Annotated in this window: 24 protein-coding genes; 9 read left to right on the forward strand and 15 right to left on the reverse strand. The window is 75.8% G+C overall.

The window, feature by feature from the left end; genetic code table 11:
- The first annotated feature begins 213 nt into the window (after window positions 1-213).
- From GOBS_RS26025 to GOBS_RS05490, 3 genes are all read left to right on the forward strand, one after another.
- Window positions 214-381 carry a DUF3117 domain-containing protein gene (locus GOBS_RS26025; protein ID WP_012947303.1) on the forward strand — a complete coding sequence of 56 codons (168 nt, stop codon included), beginning with the start codon at window positions 214-216 and terminating at the stop codon, window positions 379-381.
- A gap of 89 nt (window positions 382-470) precedes the next feature.
- A complete protein-coding gene (locus GOBS_RS05485) occupies window positions 471-1982 on the forward strand; it encodes a leucyl aminopeptidase family protein (protein WP_012947304.1) in 1512 nt (503 codons plus the stop codon).
- Window positions 1982-3424, forward strand: a complete 1443-nt coding sequence (locus GOBS_RS05490; protein ID WP_012947305.1) for a hypothetical protein — start codon at window positions 1982-1984, stop codon at window positions 3422-3424. The genes GOBS_RS05485 and GOBS_RS05490 overlap by 1 nt, the downstream gene beginning before the upstream one ends.
- A 62-nt stretch (window positions 3425-3486) precedes the next feature.
- On the opposite strand, the gene GOBS_RS05495 is transcribed toward GOBS_RS05490, so the two are convergent.
- The 14 genes from GOBS_RS05495 to glgA form a co-directional block, all read right to left on the reverse strand.
- The gene (locus tag GOBS_RS05495; protein ID WP_012947306.1) at window positions 3487-3864 is read right to left on the reverse strand and encodes a GntR family transcriptional regulator; all 378 of its coding nucleotides are present in this window, start codon (window positions 3862-3864) and stop codon (window positions 3487-3489) included.
- Window positions 3858-4805, reverse strand: a complete 948-nt coding sequence (locus tag GOBS_RS25210; RefSeq protein ID WP_012947307.1) for a hypothetical protein — start codon at window positions 4803-4805, stop codon at window positions 3858-3860. Before GOBS_RS25210 ends, GOBS_RS05495 begins: the two co-directional genes overlap by 7 nt.
- 153 nt (window positions 4806-4958) lie before the next feature.
- Window positions 4959-6461 carry a phytoene desaturase family protein gene (locus GOBS_RS05505; RefSeq protein ID WP_012947308.1) on the reverse strand — a complete coding sequence of 501 codons (1503 nt, stop codon included), beginning with the start codon at window positions 6459-6461 and terminating at the stop codon, window positions 4959-4961.
- A 124-nt stretch (window positions 6462-6585) separates the two neighbouring features.
- Window positions 6586-8259 carry a SpoIIE family protein phosphatase gene (locus GOBS_RS05510; RefSeq protein WP_012947309.1) on the reverse strand — a complete coding sequence of 558 codons (1674 nt, stop codon included), beginning with the start codon at window positions 8257-8259 and terminating at the stop codon, window positions 6586-6588.
- A 99-nt stretch (window positions 8260-8358) separates the two neighbouring features.
- Entirely contained in the window at window positions 8359-9438 is a 1080-nt protein-coding gene (locus GOBS_RS05515; protein ID WP_012947310.1) for a spore photoproduct lyase family protein, read from the reverse strand.
- A 116-nt stretch (window positions 9439-9554) separates the two neighbouring features.
- Window positions 9555-10178, reverse strand: coding sequence for a signal peptidase I (lepB, locus tag GOBS_RS05520; RefSeq protein ID WP_012947311.1), 624 nt, complete (start codon window positions 10176-10178; stop codon window positions 9555-9557).
- Complete coding sequence (locus tag GOBS_RS05525; RefSeq protein ID WP_012947312.1) at window positions 10175-10834, reverse strand: hypothetical protein; 660 nt, start codon at window positions 10832-10834, stop codon at window positions 10175-10177. The genes lepB and GOBS_RS05525 overlap by 4 nt, the downstream gene beginning before the upstream one ends.
- On the reverse strand, window positions 10831-12870 hold the full coding sequence (locus tag GOBS_RS05530) for a multicopper oxidase domain-containing protein (RefSeq protein WP_012947313.1): 2040 nt from the start codon (window positions 12868-12870) through the stop codon (window positions 10831-10833). Before GOBS_RS05530 ends, GOBS_RS05525 begins: the two co-directional genes overlap by 4 nt.
- A gap of 134 nt (window positions 12871-13004) precedes the next feature.
- Complete coding sequence (locus GOBS_RS05535) at window positions 13005-14300, reverse strand: sensor histidine kinase (RefSeq protein WP_041241347.1); 1296 nt, start codon at window positions 14298-14300, stop codon at window positions 13005-13007.
- Between the two features lie 28 nt (window positions 14301-14328).
- Entirely contained in the window at window positions 14329-15006 is a 678-nt protein-coding gene (locus GOBS_RS05540) for a response regulator transcription factor (RefSeq protein ID WP_012947315.1), read from the reverse strand.
- 209 nt (window positions 15007-15215) lie between these two features.
- Window positions 15216-15641: a response regulator gene (locus tag GOBS_RS05545; RefSeq protein WP_012947316.1), complete on the reverse strand. Its 426-nt coding sequence runs from the start codon at window positions 15639-15641 to the stop codon at window positions 15216-15218.
- A 180-nt stretch (window positions 15642-15821) separates the two neighbouring features.
- On the reverse strand, window positions 15822-16577 hold the full coding sequence (locus tag GOBS_RS05550) for an ANTAR domain-containing protein (protein WP_012947317.1): 756 nt from the start codon (window positions 16575-16577) through the stop codon (window positions 15822-15824).
- A 59-nt stretch (window positions 16578-16636) separates the two neighbouring features.
- Window positions 16637-17701 carry a hypothetical protein gene (locus GOBS_RS05555; RefSeq protein ID WP_012947318.1) on the reverse strand — a complete coding sequence of 355 codons (1065 nt, stop codon included), beginning with the start codon at window positions 17699-17701 and terminating at the stop codon, window positions 16637-16639.
- Between the two features lie 220 nt (window positions 17702-17921).
- A complete protein-coding gene (gene glgA / locus GOBS_RS05560) occupies window positions 17922-19094 on the reverse strand; it encodes a glycogen synthase (protein ID WP_041241914.1) in 1173 nt (390 codons plus the stop codon).
- A gap of 121 nt (window positions 19095-19215) precedes the next feature.
- Here glgA and glgC point away from each other — a divergent pair, with 121 nt between their 5' ends.
- Entirely contained in the window at window positions 19216-20436 is a 1221-nt protein-coding gene (gene glgC / locus GOBS_RS05565) for a glucose-1-phosphate adenylyltransferase (RefSeq protein WP_012947320.1), read from the forward strand.
- Window positions 20417-21100: a 2'-5' RNA ligase family protein gene (locus GOBS_RS05570; RefSeq protein ID WP_012947321.1), complete on the forward strand. Its 684-nt coding sequence runs from the start codon at window positions 20417-20419 to the stop codon at window positions 21098-21100. Before glgC ends, GOBS_RS05570 begins: the two co-directional genes overlap by 20 nt.
- Window positions 21101-21154: 54 nt before the next feature.
- Here the strand turns inward: GOBS_RS05570 and GOBS_RS05575 are convergent, their stop codons facing one another.
- Window positions 21155-21805 carry an O-methyltransferase gene (locus GOBS_RS05575; RefSeq protein ID WP_012947322.1) on the reverse strand — a complete coding sequence of 217 codons (651 nt, stop codon included), beginning with the start codon at window positions 21803-21805 and terminating at the stop codon, window positions 21155-21157.
- 271 nt (window positions 21806-22076) lie between these two features.
- Between GOBS_RS05575 and sigE the strand changes: the two genes are divergently transcribed.
- The 4 genes from sigE (at window position 22077) to GOBS_RS05595 (ending at window position 25325) form a co-directional block, all read left to right on the forward strand.
- On the forward strand, window positions 22077-22667 hold the full coding sequence (sigE, locus tag GOBS_RS05580) for an RNA polymerase sigma factor SigE (RefSeq protein ID WP_012947323.1): 591 nt from the start codon (window positions 22077-22079) through the stop codon (window positions 22665-22667).
- Entirely contained in the window at window positions 22664-23254 is a 591-nt protein-coding gene (locus GOBS_RS29210; protein ID WP_012947324.1) for an anti-sigma factor family protein, read from the forward strand. Before sigE ends, GOBS_RS29210 begins: the two co-directional genes overlap by 4 nt.
- A gap of 32 nt (window positions 23255-23286) precedes the next feature.
- Window positions 23287-24858 (forward strand): S1C family serine protease, encoded by a 1572-nt coding sequence (locus GOBS_RS05590; RefSeq protein ID WP_012947325.1) that lies wholly within the window; start codon window positions 23287-23289, stop codon window positions 24856-24858.
- Window positions 24859-24962: 104 nt separating this feature from the next.
- Entirely contained in the window at window positions 24963-25325 is a 363-nt protein-coding gene (locus tag GOBS_RS05595) for a twin-arginine translocase TatA/TatE family subunit (RefSeq protein WP_012947326.1), read from the forward strand.
- Window positions 25326-25445 lie beyond the last annotated feature (120 nt).

Here is a 25445-nt window from a genome sequence, read left to right on the forward strand (position 1 = left end):
GGGTCCCTCCCCCCGTCCCCCACCCTCCGCGGGCTCAGGGCGGGCCCCCGGGCGCGGGCCGCTCCTGAGCCCCGCGACGACCTGGAGCGCCTACGAACGGGGGGCTCGGGTTGGACCTGCGCGTGGGATACGGGATCATGTGGGCGGAGCTCACAGCATCGACGACGCCGTGAGCAGCCCACGGGCTGCGCTCGGCCGACGAAGGAGGCACGCATGGCGGCCATGAAGCCGCGCACGGGTGAAGGTCCCCTCGAGGTCACCAAGGAAGGGCGCGGCCTGGTCATGCGCGTTCCGCTCGAAGGCGGCGGCCGTCTCGTCGTCGAGCTGTCGCCCGACGAGGCGGCGGCCCTCTCCGAGGCCCTGAAGGGCGCGACCAGCTGAACACCGCAGCGCACCTGCCCCCGGGCAGCCCCGCGCAGGACGACGCGGCCCCGGCCGCCGGCAGCACGCCGGCGACCGGGGCCGCGCCGTTGCCGCGGGTCGAGGTCCGCACCGAACTCCCGGCGCTCGGCGAGGACGACGTCCTGGCCGTGCCGGTGGGCAGCGGTGCCACGCTGCCCGCGTGGCTCACCGCCGCGGGCGCACCGGTCGACGCCGGTCTGCTCGCCGGCGCGCTGGCCGACACCGGCAACACCGGCCGCCCGGGGAACGTCACCGACCTGCCGGTCCCCGGCCGCCGGCCGCGCAGCGTGGTCGCCGTCGGGATCGGCGACGCGACGCTGCCGGACCTGCGCGGGTACGTGGCCACCGCCGTCCGCCGCGCGCAGACCCTCGCCGAGCACGGTGCGCGCCGGCTGGTGCTGCCGCTGGACGAGCCGGCCGCCCCCGCGGGTGCGGAGGAGGTGCGCGTCGCCGTGGAGGCCGCGCTGCTGGCCGGCTACCGCTTCCGGGAGACCTCGGCGCCGCACCCGCCGCGGCTGCAGACCGTCACGGTCGTCGTCGCCGACGGCACGGACCCGGCGGTCACCACCGCCGCGCGGGCCGGCGAGGTGACCGGCTCCGCGGTCGCCTGGGCCCGCGACCTGGTCAACACCCCCAGCAACACCAAGGACCCGGCCTGGCTGGCCGACCGGGCCGTCGAGCGGCTGGGCGGGCTGCCGCACGTGACGGTCACCGTGCTCGGCCCCGAGGAGCTGCGGGCCGGCGGCTTCGGTGGTGTGCTCGCCGTGGGCGGCGGCTCGGCCAGCCCACCCCGGGTGGTCGTGGCGAGCTCCCGCCCGCCGGGCGCCAGGGCGGGGCACGTCGTGCTGGTCGGCAAGGGGATCACCTTCGACACCGGCGGCATCTCGATCAAGCCCAACGCCGGCATGCGCGAGATGAAGACCGACATGGCCGGCGGCGCCGCCGTCTTGGCCGCGGTGGACGCCGCGGCCCGGCTGGAGCTGCCGGTGACGGTCACCGCCGTCGTCCCGGCCGCGGAGAACGCCGTATCCGGCTCGTCCTACCGCCCGGCCGACGTCGTGCGGCACGTCGGCGGCCGGACGACGGAGGTGCTCAACACCGACGCCGAGGGCCGGATGGTGCTCGCCGACGGGCTGGCGTGGGGGCGGCTGGAGCTGGGCGCCACAGTGCTGGTCGACGTCGCCACGCTGACCGGGGCGATGAAGGTCGCCCTCGGCACCCGCACCGCGGGGCTGTACGCGACGAGCGACGGGTTGGCCGACGCGCTGCGCACCGCCGCCGGCCACGCCGGCGAGCCGGTGTGGCGGATGCCGCTGGCCGAGGAGCACGCCGACCTGCTCGACAGCGCCGTGGCCGACGCGAACAACGCGCCGGGCAACCCCGGTGGCACGACCGCCGCGCTGTTCCTGCGGCCCTTCGCCGGGGACCTGCCGTGGGCGCACCTGGACGTCGCGGGGCCGGCCCGCGCCGGGTCCGACGAGGCCGAGGTGGTCAAGGGCGGCACCGGCTTCGGTGCGCGCATCCTGCTGCGCTGGCTGGAGGCCGGTGCGCCGGTCGACGCGTCGTCGGTGGTCGACTGATGGCGGACCTCGGCGTCGTCTTCCCCGCCGGGCCGGACGGCCGGCGCAGCACCGCTGCCCTCGGCCGGGCCGTCGTCGCCGACGCGCTGCGGCCGGTCGACCCGGCCGGTGCCGGCGCCGCCGAGCGGGAGACGAACTGGCGGGCCGGCTACCTGCCGCACTTCCGCCGGCTGGTGGAGGCCGGGATCGCCTCGCGGGAGGCGGCGCTGACGATCGCCGATGCGGGGCTGGCCTCGCTGCACCGGCGGATGCGGGTGGCCGGCCCGGACGGCGCGGAGACCGCGCTGGGCGACCTGGCCGCCGCACCGGCCGGCCGCGTCCTCGGCACGGCGGAGGTCATCGGCACCGCCGAGCACGAGCCGGAGCTGTCGCTGCCCTTCCGTGGCGAGCGGCTGCGCGGCGACGCGCTGCGGCGCCGGCTCGACGCCTGGGTCGAGAACGGGATCGTGGAGCCCTCGGCCGCCGAGGCGGTGCGCACCGTGATCGCGCACCCGGAGTGGCTGGCGCTGCCGGGCACCACCGTCGTCGTGCTCGGCGCCGGTGCGGAGATGGGGCCGCTGACCGCGCTGCTGCGCTGGGGCGCGCGGGTGGCCGGGATCGACCTGCCCCGCCCGCAGCTGTGGGAGCGGGTGCTCGACACCGCCCGCCGCGGCGCCGGGACGCTGCTGTACCCGGTCGCCGGGGAGGACGTCGGCGCGGACCTGATCACCGAGGTGCCCGCCGTCGCCGACTGGCTGACCGGCCTGCCGGGGCACCTGGTGCTCGGCGACTACGTCTACGCCGACGGCGCCACCAACGTGCGCGTGTCGACGGCGGTCGACGCGCTGACCGTCCGGCTGGCCGCGGCCCGGAACGACGTCGCGCTGGCCTTCCTCGCCACGCCGACCGACGTCTTCGCCGTCCCGCCGGACGCGGTGGCGCAGTCGGTGCGTGCCTACGCCGGGCGGTCACGGGCGGCGAAGCTGCTGGGCCGGCCGCTGCGGACGCTGTCGGCCGGGCGGCTGCTGCAGCGCGCGTACCTGCCGGGCAGCGACCCCGGCGTCCTCGACAGCCTGGTGGCCCAGCAGGGGCCGAACTACGCGCTGGCCAAGCGGTTGCAGCGGTGGCGGGCAACGGTCGCCCGGGCCGCCGGGACGACGGTGTCGATGAACGTCGCGCCGCCGACCCGTACCCGCTCGGTGCTGAAGAACCGCGCACTCGCGGCGGCCTACGCAGGCGCGCACCGGTTCGGCGTCGAGGTCTTCGAGCCGGCGACGTCCAACGTGCTCATGGCCGCGTTGCTGGTGCACGACCTGCACACCGGCGGCGGTCCGGCGCACGAGCAGCCGTGGCAGGACGAGGCGTACGCGGCGGTGCACGGCGGGCTGTGGCGGTCGGCCTACGCCCCACGCAGTGCGCTCGGCCTGGCCGCCCTGCTGGGCTACGGCGCCGCCCGCAGCTGAGGGAGGACCTCCTGCCCCGCCCCTCGTGGGGAGGGCCCCGTCCTCCCCACCCCCGCAGGCCGTCAGCCGGGTGGGGCGGTCGTGGGCCGGCGCAGCGCCTGCCGCACGGTCTCCAGGACGTCCGCCTCTGCCAGGCCGAGTCGGCGTGCCGCGGCGACCAGCCGGCCGGTGGCCTCGGCCAGCTCCGCTCCGTCTGCCGTCGCCGCCGCGCTGACGACCGCCCCCCGGCCACGGCGCAGCTCGATCAACCCCTCGTCCCGCAGCAGCTGGTATCCGCGCAGCACCGTGTGCACGTTGACGTCGAGCGAGGCGGCCAGGTCGCGGGCCGCCGGCAGCCGGTCGCCGGGGCCGATCGCGCCCGTGGCGATGTTCCGGCGGACCGCCGCGGCCACCTGGTCGCCCAGCGGGACCTGCGCGGCCGGGTCGATCCCGATCAGCACACCCGGCTCCGCTCGGCGAGGGTGTTGACCAGGGCGGCGGCGGTCGCGGCGTCGTCGACGGTGACGAGGAGGCGGGACCCGTCGGTGAGCTCCAGGTCGAGCGCCTCGCCGCTCCGGAGGACGACCGCCGTCCGCTCGCCACGCATCCGCAGCCCCCAGCCGCCCAGCTCCCGAGCCCGGACGTCGGACCGCCCGGCGCGGACCACGCGGGCCAGCGGCACGTGCACGCGGGGACGCGGGACGAGGGTGGCGCGGACGCTCACCCCGGAGTGGTCGACGGTGACGCGGACGGAGGTGGTCGGGGCCAGCAGGGCGGCGACCACCAGGGCCGGGACGCCGGCGCCGGGGCTGACGGCGGCCGACAGCACCACGCCCAGCGCGGCCAGCGTCACGGCGCCGGCCAGCATCGGGCGGGCCGCCACCACGCGGGTCCACACGGCGCGACCACCCGCCGGCAGCTCGACCCGGGGCGCGTCCGGTGGCGGGGGCTGCCGCGCCTCGGCCGGAGCCGGTACCCGCGCCAGCGCCCACCCCAGCAGGCTCCCCGCAGCCAGCGCCAGGACGACCACCGGCAGCAGCCACCCGGTTGCCGGCTCCCCCAGGACGCGGCCGCGGTCGAGGCTGGTGACGAGCAGGACCGCAGGGCCGGCGGTGAGCACGGCGGCTGAGCCCACCGAGGCGGCCGCGAGCACCCGCAGCCCGGTCGGGTTGCCCCGCACGCTGCGGGCCACCAGGCCCCACAGCACGGCCAGGCCGACGCCGATCGTCAGTGCTGTCGCGGCGAACGTCCTGGCTGTGGTGACGCCGTCGACGAGTCCGCCGGGACCGACGTGCGAGGCCACCCCCGCAGGGAACCGGTCGCGCCAGGCCAGCGCAGCGAGGGCCACCGCGCCCGTTGCCAGGAGCGGCGACCCGACGGCGATCAGGGGGATGCGCGGCACCAGGACCTCCTTGTTGTTCTAGTTCAACTAGAACAATGGTGCCGGAATGAGCTGCCTGGCGGCAAGCCCACCGGGCAGGTCCGGGTCGCAGCCGGTCCCGTGCGCTCGCCCTGGGACGCCGAGCGGGTCGGCCGGTGCGCTGACGGGGACGGGTCAGGCCGGACCGACGAGGCCGGCGACGATCTCCGCCGAGAGGGCGACCAGCGGCAGGCCGCCACCGGGGTGCGCCGAGCCTCCGACCAGGAACAACCCGGGCACGGGTGAGGCGTTGCCGGGCCGCAGGAACGCCGCCCGGGCGCCGTTGCTCGACGTCCCGTAGATGGAGCCGCCGACGCTGCGGGTGTCGCGCTCCAGGTCGGCCGGCGTGCGGACGACGCACCAGCGCACCCGGTCGCGGACGTCGAGGCCGCGGCGGGCCATGACCCCGAGCACCTGCTGCGCGTACCGGTCGGCGAGCCCCGGAGCGTCCCAGTCCACCCCGCCGGCCGGGTCGTGCCGGGGCGCGTTGACCAGCACGAACCACGACTCGCTGTCGTCGTCCGGCCGGGTCGCCGGGTCGTCGGGCGCGCTGACGTACACGGTGGGGTCGGCGACCGGCTGCGGGGCGCCGCGGTGCCGGCCGACGCCGAAGACCGCGTCGAACTCGGCGTCGTAGTCGTCGGGGAAGAGGACGGTGTGGTGCGCGATCCCCGGCGTCCGCCCGCGCAGTGCCAGCAGCAGCACGAACCCCGAGAGGGACGGCGTGCTCCGGGCCAGGTCGCGGCGCACCCGCCGGGTCGGGCGGGAGGCGGGGAGCAGGTCGGCGTAGAGCGCCGCGGCGTCGGCACCGGAGACCACGACGTCGGCCCGCAGCACCTCCCCGCCGGCCAGCCGCACACCCGCGGCCCGGCCGCCCTCCACCAGCACCTGCTCCACGGTGGTCCCGGTGCGCACGACCGCACCGTGTTCGACCGCGCGCTGCGCCACCGCCTGGGCCAGCCGGCGCAGCCCGCCGCGCACGTACCAGGAGCCGAAGGCCTGCTCGACGTGGGGCACCGTCGCCAGCACCGCCGGCGCACGCCGCGGGTCGGAGCCGGAGTAGGTGGCGTAGCGGTCGAGCAGCGTGCGCAGCCGCGGGTCGCGCAGGTACGCCGTCCCCAGGCCGCGCAGCGTGCGCCACGGCGCGACCGTCGCGACGTCGGAGCCGCTGCGGGCCAGCCGGGCCAGCGTGGCCGCGCCGGCCAGCGGGGACCGCAGGAACGGCTGCTCGGTGACCCGCCACATCGCCGCGGCCCGGGCCATCAGCGCCGACCACTGGGCGCCGCTACCGGCGCCCAGTGCGGCGTCCAGCGCGGCGGGGACCGCAGCGGCGTCGCCCGGCACCGACAGCCGTGTCCCGTCGGCGAAGCGGTAGGCGACGGCCGGGTCCAGGCGCACCAGGTCGACGGCGTCCTCCAGCGGCCCGCCGGTGGCCGCGAAGAGGTCGCGGTAGAGCTGCGGGAGGGTGACCAGGCTCGGCCCGGTGTCGAAGCCGTGCCCGTTGCGGGCGTACCAGCCGAGCTTGCCCCCGACCTGCGGCGCCTGCTCCAGCACGGTCACCGCGTGGCCGAGGGCGGCCAGCCGGGCCGCAGCCGCCAGGGCACCCAGGCCGGCGCCCACCACCGCCACCCGAGCCACGCCGCCACCGTACGGCGACCCGCGCCGACCACGCCGGGGACGACCCGTTCCCCGGTCCTCCCGGAACCGGCAGCCGGAGGAACCGGCCGTCGTCTCGATCCGGGACGGGCCGCCCGCGACGGGACTAAGCCGGGACCGCGAGGGCGAGGACGGCGAGGTCGTCGGCCTCGTAGCGGGAGTGACGCAGCCGCTCCTCCACCGCGGCGGTGACCGCCTCGACGGTCGCCTCCGCGTCCCCGGGGAGCCCGCCGAGCACCCGGAGCAGTCCCTCGTCGCCGAACTGCGCACCGGTGTCGTCGCGGGCCTCGGTGACCCCGTCGGTGTAGAGCACCATCGTCGTCCCCGGCGGGAGCTCGACCTCCACCACCGGGACGTCGAGGTCGGGGGAGATCCCCAGCGGGTGGCCGGGCACCCCGACCTCCCGCGGGCCGTCGGGGCAGGCGAGCACCGGCAGCGGGTGGCCGGCCACGCCGACGGTCGCGCGGACGCCACCGGGACCGGGGGAGAGCATCAGGCAGACGGCGGTGACGAAGCGCAGCGGGCCGCCGGTCTGCTCGCGCAGCAGCGCCGCGTTGACCGCGCGCAGCACCTCGGCCGGGCCGGCCGTCGTCTCGGCCGCGGGGCTGGCCGCCGCACGGGCGGTGTGCCGGGTCAGCGCGGTGACGGCGGCGGCCTCGGCGCCGGTGCCGCAGACGTCGGCGATGAGCACCATCCAGCGACCGTCGGGCAGCGGCATGACGTCGTAGGTGTCGCCGCCCACCAGCCCGGCGCCCCCGCCGGGCCGGTAGCGGGCGGCCAGCTGGACGCCGCGGATGGCCGGCAGGTGCGAGGGCAGCAGGCTGCGCTGCAGGGTGTCGGCGAGCCGGCGGACCTCCGACTCGGCGCGCAGCCGGCCGAGGAACTGGCCGATCTGCCGGCCGGCGTGGGCCAGCACGTCGAGCAGCTCGGCCGGCACCGGCCGCTCCTCCCGTGAGAACAGCTCGCACACCGCGAGCAGCTCGTCACCGTGCACCACGGGGAAGGCCACGCCGCTGCGGATCCCGTCGGCGCGCGCCGCCTCGGCCCGGATGAACGACGGGTCCTCCCACAGGTTCTCGACGGCCACGGGCGACCGGCGGGTCCAGACGATCCCCGGGAGGCCCGTGCCACGGCGGAAGCGCAGTTCACGGGATGCGGTGTGCAGGGCGCCCGGCTCCTGGCCGGGCGCGGTCCACGTCCCGGCGTGGGACAGGGTGCCGGTCGTCCGATCGGGCTGCCAGAGCGTCGCGGTGTCCCAGTCCAGCTCGGTGCACAGCGTCGGCAGCAGGTCGCGGAAGGCGACGTCGGCGTCGCGGGCCTCGGTGAGCGCTGCGGTGACCCGCAGCGTCGCGGCGAGGTAGCGGCTGACCTCGAACTGCCGCTCCAGCAGGATCGTCGTGCTCGCGTCCCGCAGGACGGCCACCACGAGGGGGTCGCCGGCCACCGTGGCCGGGCGCCGCAACCGCGAGAGGGTGAGGTCGATGGCGACCTCGTGGCCGGCGGCGTGCAGCGCTGGGAGCTGGGTCGTCGCACCGACGAGCTTCCCCTCGCCGGTGGCCGCGTAGCGCGCGAAACCCGCACCGTGCCCGTGTCGGAGCCGCTCGGGCATGAGGACTGTGAGTGGCTGCCCCACCAGGTCCTCCGGTTCGTGGCCCAGCAGCACCCGTATGGCGGGGTTCACGTAGGCGATGCGACCTGCCCGGTCGGCGACGACCACGGCGTCGGGCAGTGCCCCCAGCAGGGACGGCGCCGACACCGCGACCTCGTGGTCGAGCGCCATCCCTCACCTCCGATGCGGGGTTGTTCCTAGGGTCGCACACGTTGTGTCAGGGACCTGACACGGCCTGTCGACAAGTCGACACGGAGCGGTGCCGTTGCGCTAGAACGCGTAGCGGATGCGCAGCCACGGCGCGTGCGCGGCGACGAGCTCCTGCACCCGCGTCACGCCGGCGCGCTTGACGTCGTTGCGGTACCGGACGTTCCAGCTGCCGTTCTGGCTGCGCTTGGGCTGCTGCAGGTCCGGCCGCCACAGCAGCTCCTCGGCCTTGGGGTGCCAGCCCAGGTTGACCTGGTGCAGGTCCCGGTTGTGCGTGAGCAGGATGACCTCCGCGGCGGCCTGGGCCTTCGCCGCGGGGGAGAGCTCGTCGTCCAGCCGGCGCAGCAGCTGCGCCCAGTCGGCCTCCCAGCCCTCGCGCAGCACGACGGGGGAGAGGTTGAGGTGCACCTCGTAGCCGGCCTCGACGAAGTCGTCGACCGCGGCGATGCGCTCGGCGACCCGGCTGGTGCGGATGTCGAGCACCTTGGCGTCGTCCTCCGGCATCACCGAGAAGCGGATGCGGGTCCGGCCACGCGGGTCGAGGTCGAGCAGCTGCCGGTTGACGTACTTGGTGGCGAACGACGCCTTGGCCGTCGGCAGTTCGGCGAAGGTGGCGACCAGGTCGGCGACGTTGTCGCTGACCAGCGCGTCGACCGAGCAGTCGCTGTTCTCGCCGAGGTCGTAGACCCACGCGTGCGGGTCGCACTGGTCGGGTTCGGTCTTAGGACCCTGCCGCGCCACGTGCCGGCGCAGGTAGCCGGTGATCTGCTCGATGTTGGTGAAGACGGTGATCGGGTTGGCGTAGCCCTTCTGCCGCGGCACGTAGCAGTAGGAACACGCCATGGCGCAACCATTGGCCGTCGACGGCGCGATCCAGTTCGCCGAGCGGCCGTTGAGCCGGGCGGTCAGCGACTTCTTGACGCCCAGCACCAGCGTCTCGGACTTCACCCGCACCCAGCGCTCGACGTTGCCCTCGTTGCCGTGCAGCTCCGGGATCTTCCAGTGCGAGGGGACCTCGACCACCTCGGCACCGGGGAAACGGGCCAGCACCTGCTGCCCGCGCGGTGAGGCGAGCGCGGCGGGCTCGGCGTAGACCTGGCGCACCTGCAGCAGGCGGGAGAGGGCGTCGGCCGGGCGGGACACGGGGGACGACGCGGTGGGGTGGGCGGGGGACGACGGAGCAGCAGGGCTTCCCACGCCCGGTGCAGCGCCGCGCCCCGACGCGGTGTTCCCGCTGGTCGGCGCGTCGCGGCGGCGTCTCAGCAGCCGGCCGACAGCGACGGCAGCGCCCCCGGGTGGGGCCACAGCCGGGCGGTCACGGTGCCGACGAGCGAGGAGGTCGGCACCGGGCCGAAGGAGCGGGAGTCGACCGACCCGTCGCGGGAGTCGCTCAGCAGGAACAGCTCGCCCTCGGGCACGGTCACCGGCCCGAACCAGACGCCGTCCAGCCGGGCGGCGTCGATCGCCGGCTCGCACACCGGCGTCCCGTCGACCACCAGGACGCCGTCCTCGATGGCCACCTCGTCCCCGCCCACCCCGACGGCCCGCTTGACCAGCAGGCCGTCGTCGAGCGGGGCGGTCACGGCGACGACGTCGCCACGCTGCACCGGCCCCTGCCCGTGCCGCACGAGGAGCAGGTCACCGGAGGCGACGGTCGGCGTCATGCTGTCGGAGTCGACCCGCATGGGCTGCACCGGCAGCAGTCCGGCCGTGGCCGCCATCAGCGGCAGCGCCGCCCCGGCCGCGACCCACAGCGCGGCGCCGCGCAGCCGCTGCCAGGCCCGGCCGCCGGACCCTGGGGCCCGGTGCCGGGGGGAGCCGCCGCGGTCTCCGGTGCGGGGGTCACCGGAGACCGCGGCGGCGGTTCGGGGGGCGGTCCTCACCCGAGGACGCCGGTGAGCCACAGCGCCCACGCGGACCCGCCCAGGACCAGCAGGGCGTCGAGCGTGCGACCCCGCCAGGACGTCGGCAGCAGCGCGGCCAGCGCAGCCACGGCCAGCAGTTCGGCGGTGACCACCGCGGTGCCGACCGCCTCGGGGCCGTGCCCGCCGGAGGACACGGAGAGCCCGTCCATCGCCACCGGCCCGGACGAGCCCACCGGCATGCCCTGGGCGAACTCGACACCGGTCACCGGGTCGACCGCCGTGGTCACCCGGCCGGGGACGTCGTGCAGGTGCCCGGCCGCCGCGGCGTCGTGCACGGCGAAGGCGTCCAGCAGCCCGGTCGTGTGCGCGACGACGTAGAGGCCCAGCAGGCCGACCGTGCCGAGGAGCGCCACGGCCACCAGGTGCCGGTCCGGCCGGGTGCCGGCCCAGGCGCCGAGGACCAGCCGGGCGGCCAGCGCGGCCTGGGCCAGCGCGGTCAGCAGGAAGAAACCGACGGCCAGCTGACCTGCGGACAGGTGGTCGACCGCGGCGGCCACGTGCAGCCCGCCGGCGCCGGCCAGGCCGAGCGCTGCGACCAGCTGCCACCGGGCGCTGCTGCGACGTGCCCTCGGCTCGACCCGGGGAGCGGCCGGGGCGTCGGCGACGGCGGTCACCGCGTCCGCCGGCGGGGCGCCGTGGTGGTCGCCGGGGCCGGGGTCGGCGTCGGGGTCGCGGTGGTGGAGCGGCGGGCGGGAGGAGCGGACGTGGTGGGCGCCGCAGCCGGGGAGCTCGGGGCTGCCGGCGTCGTCGTGGCGGTGGTGCCCGTGGTGGCGGTGCCCGTCGTGCCGGTGGTCCCGGTGCCGGTGGTCCCGGTGGCCGTCGTCCCGGTGCCCGTCGGCGGGGCCGGCGGCGACGTCTCGGCGAGCTGCTCGGCCGCCTCCTCCGCCACCTCGGCCTGCTCCTTCAACGCCTTCTCGTACGCCTTGAGCACCTCGTCGGGGTCGGCCGACTCGAAGTCGTCGGGCGTGCCGCGCGTCGGGGGGCAGGTGTTGATCGAGTCGCAGTCGATGTCGTGGTGACCCACCTGGTACTGGGTCATCATGTCGTGGTCCTCGTGCGAGAGGTTGTGGCAATGGATCATGTACCGCCCTTCCTCGTGCTCGAAGTGCAGGAGGAGGCGGACGGTCTCGCCCTCGCCGACGTAGACGACGTCCTTGGGGCCCAGCTCCTCCGGCCGCGGCGGGCGGCCGTTGCGGCTGAGGACCCGGAAGTCGACCAGGTGCACGTGCAGCGGGTGGAACCAGCCGCCGGAGGAGTTCTCGACCTCCCAGATCTCAGTGCTGCGCGGCTCGACCGTGGCGAAGACGTGCTCGTACCTGCTCTTCACGACGTCGTCCCAGGTCTCGCCGTTGATGACCCACAGGCCGTTGCTGCGCTCCAGCCGCATCCGGCGGGTGGCCTTCGACGTGGCCGGGTCCAGCGTCATCACCGGGTGCGGGGCGCCGAGCGTGCTCGGCACGGTGTTGCCGTCGGTGCTCGTGACCGTCGTGCCGACCTCGAACTGCATCACCTTGCCGGTGTGGTCGTAGTCCCGGGCGTTCTTGACCCCGCCGTTGAGCAGCTGGACCCTCGTCCCCTTCAGGTCGGCGAAGTCGATGACGATCTCGTAGCGCTCGGCCATGCCGATCGTCAGCGTGGTGACCGTCTGCGGCTCGTGCATGAACCCACCGTCGGTGGCGATCACCTGGAACGGCTTGCCGTTGCTCAGCTTGAGGGTGTAGCCGCGGGCCAGTGAGCCGTTGAGCACCCGGAACCGGTACTTGCGCGGCTCGACCTTCATCGTCGGCCACGGCACCCCGTTGACCAGGATCACGTCCCCGTAGAGGCCGGACTCCCCGTCGTCGTCCCACATCAGCTGGCCGTTCCTGGTAAACATGACGTCGCTGATGACCAGCGGGAACTCGTACTGCGGCCGGCCCAGCCGGGCCTTCTCCCGGTCGTACCGCGGGATGCCGAGGTCGCGCTCGAGCCGCTCGTCGACCAGGTGGTACTGGGCGGCCAGGCCCATGTACACGTTCTGGGCGGTGTGGTGGACGCCGTGGTCGTGGTACCAGAGCGTCCGCGGCGAGCAGTTGTTCGGGTACATGTAGTTCTTCCACTCACCCGGGTCGGTGAGGTCGCCGGCGTAGCCGTCGAACTGCGGCTTGGACGGCGAGCCGTGCAGGTGGGTGGAGGTCCAGGGGACGTAGCCCATGGTCGGGTGCTTGGCCGGCAGGTTGTTGATCTGCTGCATGACGACCCGGCGGCTCTGGCCGGTGTTCACGTAGCTGTCCTGGTAGACGCGGATGGTGGGTCCCGGGACCAGCCCGTTGTAGCCCCACATCGTGGTCTTGATGCCCTTGATGAGCTCGACCTGGGTCGGCTTCTGCTCGATCTTGTAGTAGTCGGTGCCGGTGTAGGCGGCGCCGACGACCGGGGCGCCGGTGCCCGGGACGGCGCCGTAGCTGTTGCCCGGCTTGTCGTCGGAGCGGTACGGCGCCAGCACCGGCGGCGCGGTGAAGGCGGCGACGTAGGGCCGGGGCATCTTCTTCGTGTCGAGCTCCGAGGCGGTCCGCGCCGACAGGACGGCCTGGTACGGCAGGGCCATGGCCGCGGTCCCGGCCAGCGACACCTTGAGCACGTCGCGGCGGTTCAGGCTCGGCGTGTCCATCGAGGTGCTCCTCACTTACCGCTGGTGATCGGTGGAGGAACACTCCCGCGTCCGCCCCCCTCGTCACAGCCGGAACGAGGGGGGTGGGGGGCTCCCGCATTTGGGGGGTCCGTGCAGGTCAGGCTCTCGTGGCGTCACTGTCCGTGGTGCAGTGGCAGCACAGCGGTCAGCAGTGCGCCACCGCCGAGCCGATCACCCAGGGTCACCGTGCCGCCGAGGCCGACCACCCGGTCGCGGAGCAGGGCCAGCCCCAGGTGGCCCTCGGCGCGCCTGTCGGTGGACGCCGGGAAGCCGACGCCGTCGTCGGCGACCTCCAGGCGCACCGCGGGGCTGCCGCGCAGCACGGTCTCCTCGAGGGTGATCCAGGTGCGCTTGGCCTGCGCGTGGTGGGCGACGTTGGCCAGCGCCTCCTTGGCGGTGCGGTAGATCGCCGCGGTCACGTCCGGGGGCGTCTCCGGCAGCGGGGCGGCGTCGATGAGCACCTCGATGCCGGCCGCGCGCAGCGGCTCGGCGCTGTCGGAGATCGCCACCCCCAGGCCCGGCCCGCTGAGGTCGGGCGGGTAGATGTCGACCATCAGCCGGCGCAGCGACTGGACGGCGTGCCGGATGGCCCCCACCAGCTTGTCGACGGTGGGCTGTCGCTCCTCGGGCAGGCTGCCGCGCAGCGCCGACAGCGCGTAGCTCACCCCGGCGAGGTCCTGCACCGGGCCGTCGTGCACGTCGGCGGCGATCGCCCGCCGCTCCCGGTCCGAGACCTCGACGTTGCGCTGCACCAGCGCCGTCCGTTCGGCCTCCTGGCGGCGTACCCGGCGGGCCAGGGACGTCGCGATCGGCACCTGGACCAGCTGCAGGACCACCAGTGCACCGATGGCCATCGGGATGATCTGGCCGCGCAGCCGCGCCGCCTGGCGGGCGATGCCGTCGTAGGCGAAGTACGCCTCGAAGGCCAGCTGCTCGCCGGGCCCGGTGAGGGGCGTGTACACCTCCAGCAGCGTCTGCGGCTCGCCGTCGGCCGCGGTCTCCGGTCGCTCGTCGACCTCGGCGACGGTGTCACCGCCGATCGCGGCCAGCACTCCGTCGGAGGGGCCGAGGTCCCGGCCGACGAGCTCGGGCTCGGTGGCCCAGACGACCTCACCGGTCGCCCGCCAGACGACCATGCGGACGACCGACCCGTCGCTCATCCGGTTCTCCGCGGCTCGGTCGAGCTCGTCGAACCGCCCCGGCGCGCCGGTCGGTGCCTGGGCCAGCCCCGGCTCGACCAGGAACTGCGCCAGCCGCTGCGCGGTGCGCTCGGCCTCCTCCAGCGCGTTCGCCCGTGCGATGCGCTCGCTCAGCCAGACCGTGCCCGCCGAGACGGCGAGCAGGACCAGCAGCGCGGTGGCGCAGAAGGCGACCAGCTCACGGCCCCAGACGGTGCGACGGGCCGGCACGGGTCCCGCGGAGGGGGAGGAGCCGAGGTCAGCGCTCATCCGCAGCGCTGAGGAGCCCCAGCTGCTGGGCCTTGACGACCGCCTCCAGCTGGGAGCGGACACCGAGCTTGGCGTGCAGCGACTTCACGTAGCCGCGGCAGGTCTCCAGCGTGATGCCGAGCACCCGGGCGATGGCCTTGACCTGCATCCCGCGGCCGAGGCAGTCGAGCACCTCCTGCTCGCGCCGGGTCAGCTGCGGCACCGCGCCCCGGCTCCCGGCCGAGGCGGTGCGGGGCGCGCCACCGGCGAAGGTGGAGGGAGCGACCAGCATCTGTCCCGGCTGCACGCGGGAGAGGACGTCGATCATCTCGGCTAGGGAGCCGTCCTTGGGGATGAACGCCGAGGCGCCGGCCTGCGCGGCGCGGACGACCCAGTCGGGGTCGCGGTGGGCGGTGACCACGGCGACGACGGCGTTCGGCGCGACCTCGCGGACCCGACGGGTGGCCGCCAGCCCGTCCTGGCGGGGCATCTCGATGTCCATCACCACGATGTCGGGCTGCAGGTCCTGCGCCATGGCCACGGCCTGCGCCGCCGAGTGGGCGGTGCCGATCGCGTCCATCCCGGCCGACGCCAGCGCCCCGGAGAGCAGCTCGGCGAACGTGCGGTGGTCGTCGACCACCAGCACCCGCGCCAGGTCGGTCGGCCGCTCCAGCTGGGCAAGCCTCATGTGAACCCCCGTTGTCGTGCCGTGCCCCGTCCCGCCGCTGCGGAGGAGCCCGATCATGGGACCCGACTCACGGCCGTCTGGCCAGGGTCGTTGCACCCGTACGGGACGTAGGTCCCGGGTGACCCGGGTCACCTGCAAGCGAGTCACGACTCTCCGTACAGGGGGCCCTGCCTGTGCGTGGTGACGGGTTCACCCTCCGGAGTGAGGCCTCAGGAACCGCGTCGGCCGTCGCCGGCGGTCGCCGAGGCGGCGGCATCGCTCCAGGCGGTGCCACCGGCGGCCACCGTCCGCACGTGGCCGGGCAGGGCGCCGGGGTCCTCGCCCTTGAGCAGGTACCCCACGACGCCGATCTCGCGGGCCTCTCGCACCAGTGCCGGGGTGAGCGAGCCGGTCAGGACGACGACGCGCGACTCGGGGCGGTCGGCGAGCAGCTCCCTGGCCGCCTGCAGGCCGGTGACCCGCGGCATCGCCAGGTCCAGGAGGACGACGTCGGGCCGGGTGCGCCGCGCCGCGTCGAGCACCTGCCCGCCGTCCTCGCACTCGGCCACCACCGTGAGGTCGCCGCTGGCGGTGAACAGCTCGACCAGGGAGTCGCGGACGAACGCGTGGTCGTCCGCGACCAGGACTGTGATCACGCCTCGCCCCCATCCCGCCGATCCGTGGCGGTCGTGTCCACCGGCCGCCGTGCCGCTGCTGGCGGTACCCGGCCAGTCTGCCGACCACCCACCGCCGGGGACAGCCCGACCCCGGGGGGAGCCGACCCCCCACCTCGGGGGCTCCCGGAATGGTGCGACGACCCGGCGGGAGCCCGTCGGTCAGCCCCGGGGAGCCGGCGGGAGGTCGTCCGGTGCCAGGAGGACGGTGGGGTCGAGGCGGCCGGCGACGACGTCCCCGGCGAGGTCGTCGACCGTGCGCCCGGTCCTCGCGGCTGCGGCGCGCAACACGTCCAGGGCCGCCGGTGCGGTCGTGTCCTGGGCCATCGCGACCCGGCCGATCGCCGTCCACACCAGCGCCCGGCGCTGCGCGGCCGGACCGTGCAGCCACGCGGGCCCGCCGCGCGGTGACCACGGTGCCCACACCGCGGCGTCGCCGAGCGCCGCGCAGGTCAGGTCGCCGACGGCCATGGCCTCGAAGACGTCGAGCTGGGGGACGGCCGCCTCGTCGGTGAAGAAGAGGTCCAGGGCGCCCGGGCCGGCCAGCGTCTCGCCGATCGGCAGGGCGACCACCGCGCGGTAGGGCGTGTGCTCGGCCAGCAGCCGGGCGAACGCGGGCCAGCGGCGCTCCAGGTCCGCCGACGCCGCGAACACCGGCTCCTGGTCCCGGTGCGCGGACGTGCACGGACCGTCCCCGGCGGTGAACTGCAGCCGCTCGGCGAGGTCGGCGGTCGCCGAGCTGGCCCCGAGGGGAGCCCGGCCCTCCTCGCCGGCGGTCACGCTCAGCCCGGCGGCGTCCACCCCGAGCGTCCGGGCGCAGGCGCGCGCCAGCTGCACCGGGAGCAGCTCGGGGACGGCGAGGCGGGGCTCGCGGACGTCCTCCAGCGCGACGCGGAAGCGCTCGGCTATCGACGACACGAAGACGATGATCCGCCACGCCGCGGCAACGGGGGTGCCGGGATGTGCCGGGGTCCGGATCAGTGCGCCGGCTGCTCCGACCGGTAGGTGTAGGCGGCCTCCCGCACCGCGTCGTCGGACTCCAGCCCGGCCCCGAGCGCGCCGCCCACCGTCGCCAGCGAGCAGGTGAGCCAGGCCAGCTCCAGGTAGTCCGACAGGGACGCCGGGTGTCCCAGCCCCTCGGTGAACAGCGGCTCGACGACCAGCAGCAGCGCGCCGACGAGGGCGAGGACGAAGAGCACCGCGTAGAGGGTGAGGACGCCGATGACGACGGTCGCGGTGGTCGCCACGTTGAACAGCAGGACCTGCTTGCGCACCCGGGGAGAGCGCGGTCGCTCCCACAGCTGCGCCCCGACCACGAGCGTGACCACGACGGCCACCACCGAGCCGACGGCGACGACGGTCAGCCGTGGCCAGCCGGAGTTGTCAGCCAGCCGCCAGATGTCGGCGGTGATGAGGGCGAAGACGCCGGCCGCGATGGCCGCGGTGAGCGCCCGGGACAGCCGCACCGCCAGGCGCCACGGCCGGTTGGCCCGCACCATCCCGAGCAGCAGCCGCAGGTTGCCGGTCAGCACGCGGGCGGTGAAGGCCACGCCCGCGGTGGCGTCGGCCGGGTCGGTGGCCAGCTCCCGCAGCCGCCGTCCCATCGCGGCGTGGTCGTCGGCGTCGGCGTCCTCCGGGGTGCCGAGCAGGGTGCGCACCAGCCCGAGCGCGGTCTGCAGTGCCCGCTTGCGCAGCCCGACCGCGCCGAGCGCCGGCAGCGACAGCAGCGCGACGCCGTGCACCGGGCTGGCCGAGCCGACCACCGGCCGCCGGTCGACCTCCAGCGGGACGTCGGTGAGGGCCACGGCCAGGTCCCAGTCCTCGGCGAGCAGCCGCCGTCGGGTAGCCGCGACGATCTCGTCGTCGTCGGCCGGGGGCTGCACCAGCCCGTCCTCGACCGCCCGGACCTCCCAGCGCACCTGCGGGTGCGCCGCGGCCAGCTCGGTGCCCAGTTCCCCGGCCAGCCAGCCGGCCAGCTCGGCCGGTGCGCCAGGGGCGGCGACCAGCCCGACCTGGACGACGGGCGCGACGGCCTGCGACAACGGTGCTCCCTCCCGACGTGGCCCCGGTGGCTCGTCGGGGCCCGATCATCCCGGGAGGTCCGTGGCCCCCCGCAGGGGCCCGCCACGAGCTCGGTGACGTACGGGAACGGCCACCCTGCAGGGGCCCCGCTGGCCCCGTCTCGGGTCCGGCCTCGAGCCTGCGGCGGGGTGGGGAGGACGGGGTCCTCCGACGAGGCGTGGGGAGGAGGGTGGTCCTCCTTCAGCCCCGGGCGGCGACGACCGCGGCGTAGACGTCCACCGTCTGCCGCGCGATCGCCGGCCAGCCGAACTCGGCCAGCACCCGCTCGCGACCCGCGGCGCCCATGCGGGTGGCCCGTTCCGGGTCGTGCAGCAGCTCGGTCACCCGCTCGGCGAGGCCCGCCTCGAAGGCGGCGGCGTCGTCGGGGTCGTAGGGGACAAGCAGGCCGGTCCGGCCGTCGGCGACCACCTCGGGGATGCCGCCCACGGCGCTGGCGACGACGGCGGTGCCGCACGCGGCGGCCTCCAGGTTCACGATGCCCAGCGGCTCGTACACCGAGGGCACGACGAACACCGTCGCGCCGGTGATCAGCGGTACGAGCTGCTCGCGCGGCAGCATCGCCTCGATCCACACCACGCCGCCCCGCCGGGACTGCAGCTCGGCGACCGCGTCGGCGACCTGCTGCCGCTCGGCCGGGGTGTCGGCGGCGCCGGCGCACAGCACCAGTCCGGCGTCGTCAGGCAGCTGCTCGGCCGCCCGCAGCAGGTGGACGACGCCCTTCTGCCGGGTGATCCGGCCGACGAACAGCGCGTAGGGCCGGTCGGGGTCCACGCCGAGCGAGCGGACGACGTCGGGGTCGTGCACCGGCCGGTAGGCCTCGGCGTCCACCCCGTTGCCGACGACGTGCACGCGGGCCGGGTCGAGGTCGGGATAGGCGTCGAGCACGTCGGCGCGCATGCCGTGGCTGACCGCGACCACGCCGTCGGCGGCGAGGTAGGCGGTGCGCTCCACCCAGGAGGACAGCCGGTAGCCCCCGCCCAGCTGGTCGGCCTTCCACGGCCGGCGCGGTTCCAGGGAGTGCGCCGTCACCACGTGCGGGGTGCCGTGCACCAGCGAGGCGAACAGGCCCGCACCGTTGGCGTACCAGGTGTGGCTGTGCACCAGGTCCACGCCGGCCAGCGCCCCGGCGATCTCGACGTCCACCCCGAGCGCCTGGAGTGCGCCGTTGGCGCCCTGCAGCCCGGCGGGGACCTCGTGCCCCGTCGCGTCCGCCCGCGGTCCGCCGAAGCAGTGGACGTGGAGGTCGGGCCCGTCCGGCAGCGCGCGCAGCGCCGCCGCGAGGTGCTCCACGTGCACGCCTGCGCCGCCGTAGACGTCCGGCGGCCACTCCCGGGTCACCATGCCGATGCGCACGCAGGTCACCCTAGAAGGACCCCGTCCTCCCCGCCCGTCGCGAGCTCGCAGCGGTGCCCGGGACGGGACCGGGCGCGCAGTTCTGCAGCGCCCGCGGCGAACAGCGGATACGTTGCGACCCATGCGTGGCGGTCCTCGGGTTCTCGGCATCGTCCTGGCCGGCGGTGAGGGCAAGCGGTTGGCCCCCCTGACGCAGGACCGGGCCAAGCCGGCGGTGCCCTTCGGCGGCAACTACCGGCTCATCGACTTCGTCCTGTCCAACCTGGTGAACGCCGAGATCCGGCAGATCGCGGTGCTCACCCAGTACAAGAGCCACAGCCTCGACCGGCACATCACCACGACGTGGCGGCTGTCGCAGATGCTCGGGAACTACATCACCCCGGTGCCGGCGCAGCAGCGGCTCGGCCCGCGCTGGTACACCGGCAGCGCCGACGCGATCCTGCAGAGCCTCAACCTGATCTACGACGCGCGGCCGGACATCGTCGTCGTCTTCGGCGCCGACCACGTGTACCGGATGGACCCGGCGCAGATGATCGACCAGCACCTGCGGACCGGCGCGGGGGTGACCATCGCCGGGCTGCGGGTCCCCCGTCACGAGGCCACCGAGTTCGGCGTCATCGACGCCGACGCCGAGGGCCGGGTGCGCGGCTTCCTGGAGAAGCCGGCCGACCCGCCGGGGCTGCCGGACTCGCCCGAGGAGAGCTTCGCCTCCATGGGCAACTACGTGTTCAGCACCGACGCCCTGCTCGAGGCGCTGCGCAAGGACGGCGAGGACGAGAACTCGGCGCACGACATGGGCGGCTCGATCATGCCGATGTTCGCCGAGGCCGGCGACGCCTGGGTCTACGACTTCTCGACCAACGTCGTCCCCGGGGCCACCGAACGCGACCAGGGCTACTGGCGCGACGTCGGGACGATCGACTCCTACTTCGACGCGCACATGGACCTGGTGTCGGTCACCCCGGTGTTCAACCTCTACAACGACCGCTGGCCGATCCTCACCCTGCCGCCGCAGCAGCCGCCCGCGAAGTTCGTGCTCGGCGGGCGGGCCGAGGAGTCGATGGTCAGCGCCGGCGCGATCATCGGCGGCGGCTCGGTGCACAACTCCGTCGTCTCGCCGGGGGTGCGGGTCGAGCGCGGTGCCCGGGTCGAGGACAGCGTGCTGATGGACGGCGTGTACGTGGGCGAGGGCGCCTACGTCCGGCGGGCGATCCTGGACAAGAACGTCGTCGTCCCGGACTGGACCCGCATCGGGGTCGACCTCGCCACCGACCGCGAGCGCTACCACGTCAGCTCCGGCGGCGTGACGGTCCTCGGCAAGGGTGCCCGCGCCCATCGGTGAGCGGCCCCGTCCAGAGGCTCGCCCCGAGCCTGCGAGGGGTGAGGGGGACGGGGTCCTGTTTCCCCCCGACCCTCGCTCCGCTCGGGCCGGGCCCCTGCACGAGGGCCGTTCCAGCACCTCACCACTGATCGTCACGCTGCTCCTGGAGCCCGAGGCCCAGGAGCGGTTCGACCGGCTGCGCGCGGCGCACTTCCCGGCCGAGCGCAACCACCTCCGCGCGCACGTCACGCTGTTCCACGCGCTGCCCGGCGAGCAGGCCGACGCGGTGGCCGGCGACCTCGCCGACGCGGCGCGCCGGCCGGCCTTCGGCGTCGCCGTCACCGGCCTGCGACTGCTCGGCCGGGGCGTGGCCTACACGCTCGACGCCCCGGAGCTGACCGCGCTGCGCGCCGGGCTGGCCGCGGCCTGGGAGCCGTGGCTGACCCCGCAGGACCGGCAGCGGCACGCGCCGCACGTGACGGTGCAGAACAAGGTCGAGCCGGCGGTCGCCCGCGCGCTGCGCGACCGGCTGGCCGCCGGGTTCGTGCCGCACCGGGTCGGCGCACGCGGCCTCGGCCTGTGGCGCTACCTGGGCGGGCCGTGGGCGCCGGTCGCGGAGTGTGCGTTCGCGTGCACCGGCCCTCCTGCAGGGACCCGCCGCGGCCCGTCCAGGGCACCGCCCTGAGCTCGCGAAGGGTGGGGGGTCCTTCCACGGTGGGGGCAGGAGCGTCCTCCTCCCTCAGCGGCGGCGGGTCGCGACGAGCAGGCCGGCCCCGATCGGTAGGACGGCGGAGGTGAGGTCCTCGTGCTCGCGGACGGCGCGGGCGACGTCCCGCCAGGCCGTCGTCTGGTCGTCCCGCGCGTGGGGGTCGGCGATCCGGTCGCCGTCCAGCAGCCCGTGGCACACCACCGTGCCGCCGACCCGGACCAGCTCGAGCAGTGCGCCGAGGTGCGCGGCGTACTGGGTGGGCGCCCCGGCGCACACGACCATGTCGTAGGCGCCGGGCGAGAGGCGGGGGAGGACCTCCCCGGTCGTGCCGAAGATCATCCGGGTTCGCCCGGGCGGGTGGCCGGCCTCGGCGAAGGCCCCGCGGGTGGCGCGCAGCGCCTCGGCATCGCTGTCCAGCACGGTGAGGACGCCGTCGGGCCGCATCCCCTGGAGCAGCCACAGCCCGGCGATGCCACCGCCGCTGCCGATGGAGACCACCGTGCGGGCCGCGGCACCGGCGGCCAGGACGGCGAGGGTGGCACCGACCGCCGGTGTCACGAGTGGCGCGCCGGCCAGCCCCGCCGCGCGGGACCGGGCCGACACCAGTGCGGGCGTCTCGGCGGCGAAGCGGTCGGCGTAGGCCGCGCCGTCCCTCCCCGGTCCGGGTGCCGCGATGGTCACTGCTCGACCCCCGGCTCGTTCCGCTGCTCGCTCACCGGCGCCGGCTGCGACGCTCGCCTGCCCGTCGTCGTCGCGGCGCTCATCACCGGCCGAGGGTAGTGGCCGGGGCGGCCCGCGCCGGGCCGCGCGCGCAGCTGTGAGCTCCCTGTGAACGGGAACACCGCCCGGCTCCCGGCCCGTTGGACCTGTCGTGCGCCCTGAGAGAGCCGCCCCCGCCCGACCCACCGACGTCGGGGGGTCGACGACGGCTCCGGTCTGCGATCCTGGGACCGTGTCCGACGCCGCCGACCCCGCCCCCGTGACCGAGGCGTGGGTCGCCCCGACCTGGGAGCAGGTCGTGCGCGACCACTCCGCCCGCGTGTACCGGCTGGCCTACCGCCTCTCGGGCAACCCGCAGGACGCCGAGGACCTGACCCAGGAGACCTTCGTCCGGGTCTTCCGCTCGCTCGCCGACTTCTCGCCCGGCACCTTCGAGGGCTGGCTGCACCGCATCACCACCAACCTCTTCCTCGACATGGTGCGTCGCCGGCAGCGGATCCGGTTCGACGCCCTGCCGGAGGACACCGAGCGCCTGCCCGGGACGGCGCCCAGCCCGGAGCAGGTGTACTCCGACACCCACCTCGACCCGCAGGTGCAGGCCGCGCTCGACGCGCTCTCCCCGGAGTTCCGCGTCGCCGTCGTCCTCTGCGACATCGAGGGACTGACCTACGAGGAGATCGCGGCGACCCTTGGCATCAAGCTCGGCACGGTGCGCAGCCGCATCCACCGCGGCCGCGTCCAGCTGCGCGAGGCGCTCGCGCACCTGGCCCCGCGCCGGCCGGCGACCACCCGGGACGCCGTCGCGGAGGGGAGCGTGGGGTGAACATCCCGGAGAGCCACCTGGCCCAGGAGGCCATCGCCGCCCTCGTGGACGGCGAGCTGGCCGGTGGTCCCGCCGCCCGCGCGGCCCGCCACCTGACCGGCTGCGCCCAGTGCCGCATGGCGGTGCAGGCGCAGCGGGAGGCCAAGGAGGCGCTGCACGCCTCCGCGGACGTCGCCGTCCCCGGCGACCTGCTGTCCCGGCTGCGCGCCATCCCGTTCACCGCCGACGTGCCGGGCCCCGGCAGCGGGCTGGGCGCGCTGAGCGCCGGCCCCGGCCAGCTCACCGTCAGCGGCAGCACCGGCTCGTGGGCGGTGCCGCTGGCCCCGACGCCGGCCGGCCACGAGCGGCCCGGCCACGCCCGCTGGCTGCGCCGCGGCTTCACCGGGGCGCTCGGCGTCCTGGGCGTGGGCGTGACCGCGCTGGCGCTGAACCTCCCGGCCGGCAGCTCCGACGGCGTCCGCCCGTCCCCGGAGCAGGTGGCCGGGGCCACGTTCGAGGAGCGCACCGAGATCGTCCCGCCGGTCGTGCGCGCGACGACCGTCGGCACCGCCGTCCAGCCCTCGGTGAGCCCGGGCGGGACGCCCTGACCAGCCGCGCCGGCACCCCGTCGGGAGATCCGTTGGACCCCGAGCCGAAGACCCCGCACACCGCCGACGGCCGTCCCGACCAGGCGGCACAGCTGCCGGACGAGGCGTTCGCGCGCCCCCGGGACGGCGTCGGCGGCTTCGACCCGCCCGCTCGTGCGCAGCCCGCCCCGCCCCGCCCGCCCGCGCCCAGCCCCGCCCAGCAGGCCGCCTTCGGGCGGCCCGCCACGGTGCAGGACGGCTTCGCCGGCGAGCGCCCGGTCGTGCCACCCCGCCCGCTGCCGCCCCCGCCGCCGGAGGCCGTGCTGCGCGCCTTCGCCCCCGGGGCCGGCCAGCGCGGCCTGCAGGAGCCGCCCGGCGGCCGGCCCGGGCGCCGCCGCACCGCCACCGGGCCGTGGTGGAAGCCCGACGCCCGCTCCGACCCCTGGCGCGACCCGCACGCCCCGGCCGGCCTCACCGGTCCGGCGGTGTTCGAGGAGCCCGAGCAGCAGGCCGGCCCGGTCGTCGTCGACGGCCGGGGACGCCGTCGGCTGCGGCTGGCCGACGTGTCGATCCGGCTGTCGGTGCTCGCCCTGCTCGCCGTGCTGCTGACCGGCCTGGTGGGGGGTGCGTCCGGCTACTGGCTGACCCGCACCGCCGACGAGTCGCCGCTGCTGGCACCGGGCACCCAGCTCAACGAGACCGACGAGGGGATCGCGCGGGAGCCGGGCTCGGTGTCCGACATCGCCTCGCGGGTGACCCCGGCGGTCGTCTCGGTCGAGGTCCGCATCGGCGAGGCCGGCGCCACCGGGTCCGGGGTCGTCATCGACGGCGCGAACGGCTACATCGTCACCAACAACCACGTCATCTCCGGCGCCGACGGCGTCGAGGGCGCCGAGATCCGCGCGGTCTTCTCCGACGGCAGCGGCTCGGCGGCCCGCATCGTCGGCCGCGACCCGGCCAGCGACCTCGCCGTCCTCAAGGTGGAGAAGCCCGGCCTGCTGACCGCCGCCCTCGGCAACTCCGGCGACGTCGTCGTCGGCGACCCGGTGGTCGCGATCGGCTCCCCGCTGGGCCTGGCCAGCACGGTCACCAGCGGCATCGTCAGCGCGCTCGAGCGGCCCGTCCGGCTGGCCGGCGAGGGCAGCGACACCAACGCGGTGATCAGCGCGGTGCAGACCGACGCCCCGATCAACCCCGGCAACTCCGGCGGCGCGCTGGTCAACGGCGCCGGCGAGGTCATCGGCATCAACACCGCCATCGCGTCGCTGGGTGGCGGCAGCGTCGGCCTCGGCTTCGCCATCCCGGTCGACACCGTGCGCGACATCGCCGAGCAGCTCATCGGCACCGGTCGCGCGGTGCACGCCGCGCTCGGGGTCAACGCCCGTTCGGTCACCGACGGCACCCGCGACGGCGCGCTCGTGGTCAACGTGGAGCCGGGCAGCGCCGCGGCCGAGGCCGGCATCCGCGAGCAGGACGTCGTCATCGCCGTCGACGGCGAGCCGGTCGGCAGCTCCGAGGAGCTGGTCGTGGCGGTGGACTCCCACGAGCCGGGGGAGACGATCAACCTGGAGCTGGTGCGGGACGGGTCGTCGACGACGGTCGAGGCCACGCTCGACGAGGCCTGAGGAGAGGGACCCCCCCTCATCGGGGCACTGACCGTGGCGGGCGCGCTGCCTACGCTGGACACGCGCGACGGCCGGACCGGGCGCACGAGGAGAGGAGCTGGCGCGTGTTCGACTCGATCGGCTGGGGCGAGATCATCGTCCTCGCGCTCGCCGCGCTGTTCATCTTCGGGCCCGACCGGCTGCCCGACCTCGCCAAGGACGCCGCCGCCGGGCTGAAGAAGGTGCGGACGGCGATCACCGGGGTCCGGGCCCAGGTCGACGAGTCGCTGGGCGACGACCTCGCCAAGCTGCGCGACCTCGACCTGCGGCAGTACCACCCGCGGACCTTCATCAAAAACCAGCTGCTCGCCGACGACGACGCGCCGCGGCCGGCCGCCGGGGCCACGGCCGCGACCACGGTGGCGGCCGCCGCCGCGCGCACGCGGGACCACTCCGCCCCGCCCCCGTTCGACCCCGACGCGACGTAGTTCCTGCCTCTCGCGGTCCAGCAGTCGCTCCCGCGGCGCTGCACCGCCGCAGGAGCGCGGGGGACACCGCAGGAGACAGCGGAGAGGCCGGCCCCCGAGAACGGGGACCGGCCTCTTCCC

It is taken from the genome of Geodermatophilus obscurus DSM 43160, from assembly GCF_000025345.1.
In the GTDB taxonomy this organism is placed as follows: domain Bacteria; phylum Actinomycetota; class Actinomycetes; order Mycobacteriales; family Geodermatophilaceae; genus Geodermatophilus; species Geodermatophilus obscurus.